Origin of the sequence: Salmonella sp. SAL4457 (assembly GCF_046548235.1) — a bacterium.
In the GTDB taxonomy this organism is placed as follows: domain Bacteria; phylum Pseudomonadota; class Gammaproteobacteria; order Enterobacterales; family Enterobacteriaceae; genus Salmonella; species Salmonella enterica.
Genome location: NZ_JBGDZO010000882.1, coordinates 1 through 254 on the forward strand (window position 1 = coordinate 1; position 254 = coordinate 254).

Sequence of the window (254 nt, forward strand, 5' to 3'; positions counted from 1 at the left end):
GACTACCAGCAGTTCGATCCAAGGCACCGCCAGCAGGTTGGCCGGCGCTCCGCTCAGGCTCAACGGCAGGCCCAGCGCCAGCAGCGGCATCGCCAGCCCCAGCGCCATCCCCCACTGCGCCCGCCCCCAGGCCGCCCACCAGCGCCAGCGCCCAAGGCGCCCGGCGAACAGCCAGAGCAGCAGGGCAACCGCCAGGAACGACAGCCAGAACCCCGCCTGCAGGCTGGCCAGCGGCTCGACCAGCAAGACCAGCA

1 protein-coding gene is annotated in these 254 nt (G+C 72.8%); it reads right to left on the bottom strand.

Features of this window, described 5'->3' with window-relative positions; genetic code table 11:
• Positions 1-254, bottom strand: a 254-nt coding sequence (locus ACLJNW_RS26730; protein ID WP_410961585.1) for a ComEC/Rec2 family competence protein, incomplete at both ends; no start/stop codon positions are given.